Annotated in this window: 9 protein-coding genes; 6 read left to right on the top strand and 3 right to left on the bottom strand. The window is 74.4% G+C overall.

The annotated features are described in order from the left end of the window. Positions 1–78 precede the first annotated feature (78 nt). Together HCC30_RS14180 and HCC30_RS14185 are read left to right on the top strand one after the other, a co-directional pair. Positions 79–1,191, top strand: a complete 1,113-nt coding sequence (locus HCC30_RS14180) for a PLP-dependent cysteine synthase family protein (protein WP_169442858.1) — start codon at positions 79–81, stop codon at positions 1,189–1,191. Next, on the top strand, positions 1,188–2,495 hold the full coding sequence (locus HCC30_RS14185) for an MFS transporter (RefSeq protein ID WP_169442859.1): 1,308 nt from the start codon (positions 1,188–1,190) through the stop codon (positions 2,493–2,495). Before HCC30_RS14180 ends, HCC30_RS14185 begins: the two co-directional genes overlap by 4 nt. Before the next feature lie 52 nt (positions 2,496–2,547). Here HCC30_RS14185 and HCC30_RS14190 read toward each other — a convergent pair whose 3' ends face one another. Continuing rightward, positions 2,548–3,204 (bottom strand): maleylpyruvate isomerase N-terminal domain-containing protein, encoded by a 657-nt coding sequence (locus tag HCC30_RS14190; protein ID WP_169442860.1) that lies wholly within the window; start codon positions 3,202–3,204, stop codon positions 2,548–2,550. Between the two features lie 80 nt (positions 3,205–3,284). Between HCC30_RS14190 and HCC30_RS14195 the strand changes: the two genes are divergently transcribed. Then, positions 3,285–3,701, top strand: a complete 417-nt coding sequence (locus tag HCC30_RS14195) for a nuclear transport factor 2 family protein (RefSeq protein WP_169442861.1) — start codon at positions 3,285–3,287, stop codon at positions 3,699–3,701. A 10-nt stretch (positions 3,702–3,711) separates the two neighbouring features. Here HCC30_RS14195 and HCC30_RS14200 read toward each other — a convergent pair whose 3' ends face one another. Next, on the bottom strand, positions 3,712–4,572 hold the full coding sequence (locus tag HCC30_RS14200) for a LysR family transcriptional regulator (protein ID WP_240979556.1): 861 nt from the start codon (positions 4,570–4,572) through the stop codon (positions 3,712–3,714). 156 nt (positions 4,573–4,728) lie between these two features. Here HCC30_RS14200 and HCC30_RS14205 point away from each other — a divergent pair, with 156 nt between their 5' ends. Continuing rightward, positions 4,729–5,880 carry an MFS transporter gene (locus tag HCC30_RS14205; RefSeq protein ID WP_206323799.1) on the top strand — a complete coding sequence of 384 codons (1,152 nt, stop codon included), beginning with the start codon at positions 4,729–4,731 and terminating at the stop codon, positions 5,878–5,880. Positions 5,881–5,994: 114 nt separating this feature from the next. Continuing rightward, on the top strand, positions 5,995–6,717 hold the full coding sequence (locus HCC30_RS14210) for a spermidine synthase (RefSeq protein WP_169442864.1): 723 nt from the start codon (positions 5,995–5,997) through the stop codon (positions 6,715–6,717). 34 nt (positions 6,718–6,751) lie between these two features. On the opposite strand, the gene HCC30_RS14215 is transcribed toward HCC30_RS14210, so the two are convergent. Further along, the gene (locus tag HCC30_RS14215) at positions 6,752–7,153 is read right to left on the bottom strand and encodes a MerR family transcriptional regulator (protein WP_169442865.1); all 402 of its coding nucleotides are present in this window, start codon (positions 7,151–7,153) and stop codon (positions 6,752–6,754) included. Between the two features lie 430 nt (positions 7,154–7,583). Between HCC30_RS14215 and HCC30_RS14220 the strand changes: the two genes are divergently transcribed. Then, positions 7,584–9,101, top strand: coding sequence for a SulP family inorganic anion transporter (locus tag HCC30_RS14220; RefSeq protein ID WP_169442866.1), 1,518 nt, complete (start codon positions 7,584–7,586; stop codon positions 9,099–9,101). Positions 9,102–9,122: the final 21 nt, after the last annotated feature.

Consider the following 9,122-nt stretch of genomic DNA (forward strand, 5'->3'; position numbering starts at 1 on the left):
CCCGTACGCGCACCGCGTCCCGGGACGTCCGGCACCTCGGGTTCTCCGGATCCCCGGATCCTCGAACGAGAGCGGAACATGCACACTCCGACTGACCTCACGCCCCCTGCCCGCTCCGCCCTCTCCGGGCTGGTCGGCAACACCCCCCTGCTGGAGATCTCCGAGCCGCTGGCACCCGCCGGCCGCGGCTTCTGGGCGAAGCTGGAGGGTTTCAACCCCGGCGGGATCAAGGACCGTCCCGCGCTGCACATGGTCGAACGCGCCCGCGCCCGGGGCGAGTTGCGGCCGGGAGCCCGGATCATCGAGTCCACCAGCGGCACCCTCGGCCTGGGCCTCGCCCTCGCGGGCATGGTGTACGGGCACCCCGTCACCCTCGTCACCGACCCGGGCCTGGAGCCGTCCATGACGCGGCTGCTGACCGCGTACGGCGCCCGCGTCGACATCGTCGACGAGCCGCACCCCACGGGCGGCTGGCAGCAGGCCCGCCGCGACCGCGTGGTCCGGCTGCAACGGGACGACCCCGGGGCTTGGTGCCCGGACCAGTACAACAACCCGGACAACATCACCGCCTACACGCCCCTCGCGCTGGAACTGGCCGCGGAGATGGGCCACATCGACGTGCTGGTGTGCAGCGTGGGGACGGGGGGGCACTCCGCCGGGATCTCGCGGGTGCTGCGGCAGCTCTACCCCGGCATGCGGCTCGTCGGGGTGGACACCATCGGCTCGACGATCTTCGGCCAGGAGGCGCGCCCCCGCCTGATGCGCGGGCTCGGCTCCAGCATCTACCCCCGCAACGTGGCGTACGAGAACTTCGGCGAGGTGCACTGGGTCGCCCCGGCCGAGGCCGTGTGGACCTCCAGGCAGCTCGCCAACTCGCACTACGCGAGCGGCGGCTGGAGCGTCGGCGCGGTCTCCCTCGTCGCCGGCTGGCTGGCCCGTACGCAGCCGGCGGGGACGCGGATCGCCGCGGTGTTCCCGGACGGGCCGCAGCGCTACCTCGGTACGGTCTTCGACGACGACTGGTGCGCCGAGCGCGGCCTGCTCGGCACACCGCCCGCACCCGAACCCGAGGTGATCGGCCGCCAGGACGAGAAGGAGGTGAGCAGCTGGACCCGCTGCCCCGTCGTGTCCGACCCGCTCACCCTCGCCGCGGCGGACCGGGGCGTGGAGCTGAAGGAGGGGAACCGGTGAAGTCGGTTGTCGCACAGACCCGTTCGTACGAGCGGAGCACCCAGCTGCTGATGGTGAACCAGTTCACCATCAACCTGGGCTTCTACATGCTGATGCCGTACCTGGCCGCGCATCTGTCCGGCACGCTCGGCCTCGCGGGCTGGATCGTCGGACTCGTGCTCGGGGTGCGGAACTTCAGCCAGCAGGGCATGTTCCTCGTCGGCGGGACGCTGGCCGACCGGTTCGGCTACAAGCCCCTCATCGTCGCCGGCTGTGTGCTGCGCACCCTCGGCTTCGCCACGCTCGGCCTGGTCGACTCCGTCCCCGCGCTGCTGGCCGCCTCCGCCGCGACGGGCCTCGCGGGCGCCCTGTTCAACCCGTCCGTGCGGGCCTACCTGGCGGCGGACGCGGGGGAGCGGAGGGTCGAGGCGTTCGCCCTGTTCAACGTCTACTACCAGGGCGGAATCCTGCTCGGCCCGCTGGTGGGCATGCTGCTGACCGGCGTCGACTTCCGCGTCACCTGCATGGTCTCGGCCGCGATCTTCACGCTGCTCAGCATCGTGCAGATCCGCGCCCTGCCGGCCCGCCGCGGCAACGACTCCGGCGCGGACAAGGGGACCGGGCAGCGGGAAGGCGTGCTGCGGCAGTGGCGGGGCATCGTGCGGAACCCGTCGTTCCTGCTCTTCGCCGCGGCCATGACCGGCTTCTACGTGCTCCAGTTCCAGGTCTATCTGGCGCTGCCGCTGGAGGTGCGGCGGCTCGGGGGCGACGGGACGTTCGGCACCGTCGCGGTCGCGGTGCTCTTCGCGGTGTCCGGGCTGAGCACGCTGCTCGGCCAGACCCGGCTCACCGCCTGGTGCAAGGCCCGCATGACGGCGGGTCAGGCGCTCACCCTGGGCCTGGTGGTCATGGGGCTCGGCTTCGTGCCCCTGCTGCTGGCCACCGCCGTCCCGGTGCCGGAGGGCGGGCCCGGGCTGTGGCTGCTCGCCGCCGTCCCGCCGTCGCTGTCCGCGCTGCTGCTGGCCCTGGGCACGATGATCGCCTACCCCTTCGAGATGGACACCATCGTCCGGCTCTCCGGCGACCGGCTCGTCGCGACCCACTACGGGCTGTACAACACCATCTGCGGGATCGGCATCACCCTCGGCAACCTGCTCACCGGCGCCTCCCTGGACGCCGCCCGCGCGGCCGGGATCTCCGCGATCCCGTGGCTGGTGCTGTGCGCCCTCGGCCTCGGCTGCGGCGCGGCCCTGTACGGCCTGAACCGCACCGGGCACCTCACCGCACGCCCGGCCCCGACCGGTTCGGCGACGGCCTCCGCCTGACCGGCACGGCTCCCGGCGGAGCGGCGGCCCACCCGCCCCTCCGCCGGGCCCCTCAGCCCAGGACGAACGGCAACCGCCCGGCCAGCGGCCCGAGTCGGTCCCGTTCGGCCCGGGTCGGCGCCCGGCGTCCGGTGCCGGTCAGCAGCGCGTCCGTGTCCGCGCAGGACGCGGGGAACGGTTCCCCGGCGATCCGCTCCAGCAGCGCCCGGGACGCGGCGAGGCCCTCCGCCGGGGGCCCCGCCGTGCCGGGCAGGTGCGCGGTCAGGTCGAGGTGGTGCAGCGTCCACTCCAGGACGTACGCGCCGAGGTAGTCGCGCACCGTGAGCACCATGTCCTGGGTGCCGACCAGGGCCCCGGGGTTCGCGAGCCGGGCGGCGCGTCCGGCGGCGGAGCCGACGTCGTCCAGGTGGAAGGCGAGCAGACGCGGGTCCCGGTACGCGGCGGCCAGCCGGACGGTGAGGGCGTCGAGGGGGTCCTCGCCGCTCGGCGGGTCCTGGCCGAGGTGCCAGTAGGTGGCCGCGTCGGCGGTCGGTGCCGCCTCGGCGGGGGTGGCCAGCGTGATCAGCACGTCCTGCGCGTCGATGACGAGATGGCACACCAGGTCCCGGACGAGCCAGCCGGCGCATCCGGAGGGGCGGGCGAAGTCCTCGTCACGGAGTCCGGCGACGGCTTCGCGCAGCGCGTCCCAGGAGCGGGAGAAGAGTTCCACCCCGGCACGGTAGGGCGGCCGGGAAAGCCCGGACAAGCGGACCGCTCGCAGGCCCGGCCGGGCGCGGCTACGGTCGTCGGGTGGAGGAAAGCCGCGCATCCGGGCAGGAGACGCCGGAGGAGACCGGGGCCGAGGCCCCGTTCGTCCGGCTCGCCGAGGACTGGGCCGCCGCGATCGTCACCGACGACCCCGTGCGGATCGGGGAGTTCATGGCCGAGGACTGGGTGATCGTCTCCGGCTCCGGCGTCGCCACCAGGGAGCAGTTCCTCGCCCTCGTCGGCTCCGGCGACCTCACCCACTCCGCGATGGACCTCGCGACCCGGCCCCGGGTACGCGCGTACGGCGACACCGTGGTGCTCACGGCCCGCGTCACCAACACGGCGCACTACCGGGGGCAGCGGTTCGACGCCGACGAGTGGACCACCGACGTGTTCGTCCGCCGCGACGGCCGCTGGCTGTGCGTCCTGAGCCACATCACGCCGGTGGCACCCGGCTGAGCCCGTACGGTCACGCGGCGCCGGCGTCCGCCGCGCTGTCGAAGTAGCGCTCCGCGAGCGGGTGCGGGTTCCGGGCCGGGATCGCCAGCGTCACCGCCACCGGCGGGGCGTTCTTCAGCCGGAGGACGCGCAGCCCCGGGTGGTGGTGGCGGCGCACCACGGGTTCCGGCGCGATGCCCACGCCGTGCCCGGCCGCCACGGCCTCCAGCCACTCGTCGAAGTTGTCGGCGGTGCAGGCCGGTTCGGGCCGCCGCGCGGACGGCCACAGCTCGGGCCCGGTCGTGCCGGTGACGGTGTTGACGACGAGCGGCAGCTCGGCGAGCCCGTCCCAGTCCACGACCCGGCGGCCCGCGAGCAGCGCGCCCTCGCGGGCGACCACGGCCACCCGGGGCTCGTGCAGCAGGACGCGGCTGCGCACGGCCGCGCCGTCCGGCGTCCCGCCGCGCAGCACCGCGATGTCGCAGGCCCCGGTGTCCAGCCCGGCCAGCGGCGCGTCCTTGCGCACCAGCCGGACGCCCGCTCCGGTGGCCCGGCGGAAGGCCGAGGTCAGGGCCGCGCAGGCGGCGGGGAGCTGGGAGGTGAAGCCGAGCCGGATCAGGGCGCCGTCCGCGGTGCTCCGCAGCGCGGCGTCCAGGCCGGTGAGCAGCGGGGTGAGCTCGCCGTGCAACCGGTGCCCGGCGGGCGTGAGTTCGACACTGCGGGTGGTCCGCGCCAGCAGCCGGGTGCCGAGGGTGTCCTCCAGGGCGCGCACGGTGCGGGTGAGCGCCGGCTGGCCGACGCGCAGCCGGGCCGCGGCCTGGGTGAAGTTCAGCTCCTCGGCGACGGCGAGAAAGCCGCGCAGGTGCCGGAGCTCGACGCTGCTCAGATCCATGCCTCCCAAGAATAAATCCCCTGCCCGGGGCATTTCCCCGCGGCCCCGCGACCGGCCTACGTTCCCCGGACGGCTGCCTCCGGCGGCCCTCCGGGACGACCCGGAACAGGTACGGAACAAGGGAGTTGGCGCGCGGTGCGCGGAATCCGGTTGCTGATGACAGGAGCGTTCACGCTCGGTCTGGACGCCTATGTGATGGCCGGGCTGCTGCCCGTGGTGGCCGCCGACCTCGGCACCACGGTGGCCCTGGCCGGACAGATGGTCACCGTCTTCACCCTCGCCTACGCGGTCAGCGCGCCGCTCGTCGCGGGCCTGCTCTCCGGCGTACGGCCCCGCGCTCTGATCATCGCCGCGCTCGCCGTGTTCACCCTCGGCAACGCGCTCACCGCCGTCAGCCCCTCGGTCGCGCTGCTGCTCGGCTCCCGCGCCGTCGCCGGGGCCGGGGCCGGGGTGTACTCGGCGCTGGCCACCGCCGCCGCGTCCGCGCTCGCCCCCGAGGGGCGGCAGGGCCGGGCGCTCGCGCTGGTCATGGGCGGGATGAGTGCCGGGACGGTGCTCGGCGTCCCGCTCGGGGTGCTGATCGCCGGGCAGGCGGGCTGGCGGGCCACGATGTGGCTGGTGACCGGGCTCGGCCTGGTCGCCCTCGCGGGGCTCGCGCTGCGCCTGCCGGGGACCCCGGCGGGGCCGCAGGTCCCGGTGCGGGAGCGCTTCGGCGCGCTCACCGACCGCCGCGTCGCGCCCGTCGTCGGCGCCTCCTTCCTCGCGGCCGTCGCCAGCCTGGGCCTGTACACCTACCTCGCGCCCGTCCTGGGCGCAGCGGGCGGCGTGGCGGAGGACGCGACGGCGCCGTACCTGTGGGCCTGGGGCCTCGGCGGCGTCCTCGGCAGCGTCCTGGCAGGGCCGCTGCTGGACCGTACGGGCCGGGCCGTGGCGCTGGCCGGTGCGCTGCTGGCCGGGCTGGTGCTCGCCGAGGGGGCGCTGCCGCTGCTCGGCGCCGCGGCCTTCCCCGCGCTGGTGCTGTGGGGCGCCGTGGGCTGGGCCTTCCAAGTGCCCCAGCAGCAGCGCCTGCTGGGCCTCGGCGGCGGCACGGTCGCGCTCGCGCTGAACAACTCCGCGCTCTACCTGGGCAGCGCGGCGGGCTCCGCGCTCGGCGGGCTCGCGCTGGCCGGCGGGCTCCCGGCCGAGCGGCTGCCGTGGGTGGCCGCCGCCGTCGCCGCGCTCGGCCTCGCCCTGCACCTGCTCACGGCCGCCCGCGCCCGCCGCGCCCCCGCCCGGGAGACCCCGGCCGAGGACTGCCCCGCGGGGTGAACCCTCGCACCCCGGCGGCCTGTTGTCGCCGCGTGCCCGGGCCCGTCCGCGCGGATAGGCTCGGGCACGCCCGTTCCGAGCGGGGCGGGAGACAGGCGCGGAGACGGAGATCGCATGGGTGCACGGTTCCAGGAGCTCGACTGGCGGACGACGCGGCTCGGGGAGATCAGCCTCCGCCGCCGCAGGGACCCCGCCTCGGGCGAGGACGTGTACGAGGTCAAGCTCGACGACGACTTCCTGATGTCCAGCATGTTCACCGCGGGCGAGGTGGCCCTCGCACAGCTGGGCCTGGAGAGCGCCGAGGGGCGTGAACTCGACGTCGTCGTCGGCGGGTTGGGGCTCGGCCACACCGCGGACGCCGTGCTGGACGACCCGCGGCTGCGCTCGCTGCTGGTGGTGGAGGCACTGCCCGAGGTGATCGGGTGGCACGAGCGCGGGCTCGTCCCGCTCGGCCCCCGCCTGGCCGGGGACGACCGCTGCCGCCTCGTCCCCGGGGACTTCTTCGCCCTCGCGCTCGGCGCCGACGGCTTCGACGCGGAGCGGCCGGGTCGCCGCTTCGACGCCGTCCTCCTGGACGTCGACCACGCGCCCGACCACGTGCTGCACCCGAGCCACGCGGCCCTGTACGAGCCCGACGGGCTGCGCGCGCTGGCCGCGAAGCTCCGTCCCGGCGGCGTCTTCGCGCTCTGGTCGAACGATCCGCCCGCCGACGCCTTCCTGACGGCCCTCGGCGAGGTCTTCGACCGCCCCCGCGCGCACGACGTCCGCTTCGACAACCCCCTCCAGGGCGGCACCTCGGCGAACACCGTCTACGTCGGGCACGCCCCGGCGAACTGACCGTCGCCCGGGCGCTGTTCGGGGGGGGGCGTCTTCAGCCCGTGGCCTCCGTGAGGTGGTGGCGGAGCGTCGCGGCGAAGTCCTCGGCGGCGGCGAGGCGGGAGCGGAGCTTCTCGCAGCGCGCGTCGGCGACCTCGCGGTAGGCGTCGAGGCGTTCGCGCAGCCCTTCCCGCGCGGCCTCGTCCTCGCCGGGGGAGCCGAGGCGGTCGGTGATCTCCAGCAGGTCGCGCATCTCGTCGAGGGAGAAGTCGAGGGGCTTCATGCGGCGGATGACCATGAGGCGGTCGACGTCGGTCTCGGTGTAGAGCCGGAAGCCGCCCTTGCTGCGGGCCGAGGGGACGACGAGGCCGACCTCCTCGTAGTGCCGGATGGTGCGCAGGGAGAGGCCCGTGCGGTCGGCCACCTCGCCGATCTGCATCTTCCGGTCGGTCGTCATCGCTGCGCGGCTCCTTCTGGCGTCCGGACCTGGCTGCCGGACCGTCGTCGTCGGTGGGAGGACGTGTCACCGGGCCGCGGAGTTCCCCTCACCCGGTGCGCGGAGCCCCCGGCCGAAATCAACCCTCACGTTAGGGTAGAGTTCGAATCCGAGCGGAGGACCTCCGCCGCCCCGCACCCGCCTCTCGCGGACCGGGGCCCGCGGCCCACCGGGCAATGATGCCCGACCGCCGGCCGCACCCGGCCGGCCACCACCTCTCCGTCACGCCCCGGACGTACCGCGCCGCGCACCCCGGCTCCGGCAGGAGTCTTGCGACGGTGCGCGCACCCGTGCGTGCCGGAGCGCCCGCGCGCCCGGAGGGCGGCGGGGGAGGGGGCCGACAGTGCACGACGCGTACGGCCCGGCCGTGCGCCTGAACGGAAACGGATGCATGTCCGCTGAAGCACCGGCGGCCCGAGGGCCGCGCTCGCTCCTGTCCCGCACGGGCCGGCCCGACTTCCTGAGGTCCCCGAAGGTCTTCCGCACCGAGGTGCTGGCCGGTCTGGTCGTCGCGCTGGCGCTGATACCCGAGGCGATCTCGTTCTCGATCATCGCCGGGGTCGACCCGAGCGTCGGGCTGTTCGCCTCCTTCACGATGGCCGTGGTCATCTCCCTCGTCGGTGGCCGCAAGGCCATGATCTCGGCGGCCACCGGCGCGATAGCCCTGGTCATCGCCCCGCTCAACCGCGAGCACGGGCTCGGCTACCTGGTCGCCGCGGTGATCCTCGGCGGCGTCTTCCAGGTCGCGCTGGGCGCGGCCGGGGTCGCGAAGCTGATGCGGTTCGTGCCGCGCAGCGTGATGGTCGGCTTCGTCAACGCCCTCGCGATCATGATCTTCATGGCGCAGGTGCCGGAGATGACGGACGTGCCCTGGCCGGTCTACCCGCTGATCGCCGCCGGGCTCGCGCTGATGGTCCTCTTCCCGAAGGTGACGAAGGCGGTCCCGGCGCCGCTGGTCTCCATCGTCGTCCTCACCGTGATCACCGTCGCCGCCGGGATCGCCGTCCCGACCGTCGGCGACAAGGGCGAACTGCCCTCCTCACTGCCCGTCCCCGGCATCCCGGACGTCCCCCTCACGCTGGACACGCTCACCCTCATCGCCCCCTACTCCTTCGCGTTCGCGCTGGTCGGGCTGATGGAGTCGCTGATGACGGCCAAGCTCGTCGACGAGATCACCGACACCCGCTCCAGCAAGACCCGCGAGTCGGTCGGCCAGGGCGTCGCCAATATCGTCACCGGCTTCTTCGGCGGCATGGGCGGCTGCGCGATGATCGGCCAGACCATGATCAACGTGAAGACCTCGGGCGCCCGCACCCGGCTCTCGACCTTCCTCGCGGGCTCCTTCCTGATGGTGCTGTGCATCGTCTTCGGCCCCGTCGTCTCCGACATCCCGATGGCCGCGCTGGTCGCCGTGATGGTCCTGGTCTCCGTCGGCACCTTCGACTGGCACTCGGTACGGCCGAGGACGCTCAGGCGGATGCCCCTCGCCGAGACCGTCGTCATGGCCGTGACCGTCCTCGTCGTCGTGGCCACCCACAACCTCGCCGTCGGCGTCGTCGTCGGATCGGTCGTCGCGATGATCGCCTTCGCCCGCCGGGTGGCGCACCTCGTCGACGTCTCCGGCGTCCGCGACCCCGACGGCCACCAGGTCGTCTACTCCGTCGCCGGGGAGCTCTTCTTCGCCTCCTCCAACGACCTGGTCCACCGGTTCGACTACGCCGGCGACCCGGACGACGTCGTCATCGACCTCTCCCGCGCCCACATCTGGGACGCCTCCTCCGTCGCGGCGCTCGACGGCATCGAGACCAAGTACGCGGCGTACGGCAAGAAGGTCACCGTCACCGGGCTCAACGAGCCCAGCGCCGCCATGCACGACCGCCTCGCCGGACAGCTCACCGACGCCCACTGACCCCCGCCGCCACCCCGCGCC

It is taken from the genome of Streptomyces sp. HNM0574 (assembly GCF_012726235.1).
Taxonomy (GTDB): domain Bacteria; phylum Actinomycetota; class Actinomycetes; order Streptomycetales; family Streptomycetaceae; genus Streptomyces.

Coding starts and splice junctions, on each gene's coding strand:
- HCC30_RS14180 (WP_169442858.1), top strand. CDS start 79: ATGCACACTCCGACTGACCTCACGCCCCCTGCCCGCTCCGCCCTCTCC.
- HCC30_RS14200 (WP_240979556.1), bottom strand. CDS start 4,572: ATGGATCTGAGCAGCGTCGAGCTCCGGCACCTGCGCGGCTTTCTCGCC.
- HCC30_RS14205 (WP_206323799.1), top strand. CDS start 4,729: ATGACAGGAGCGTTCACGCTCGGTCTGGACGCCTATGTGATGGCCGGG.
- HCC30_RS14210 (WP_169442864.1), top strand. CDS start 5,995: ATGGGTGCACGGTTCCAGGAGCTCGACTGGCGGACGACGCGGCTCGGG.
- HCC30_RS14215 (WP_169442865.1), bottom strand. CDS start 7,153: ATGACGACCGACCGGAAGATGCAGATCGGCGAGGTGGCCGACCGCACG.
- HCC30_RS14220 (WP_169442866.1), top strand. CDS start 7,584: ATGTCCGCTGAAGCACCGGCGGCCCGAGGGCCGCGCTCGCTCCTGTCC.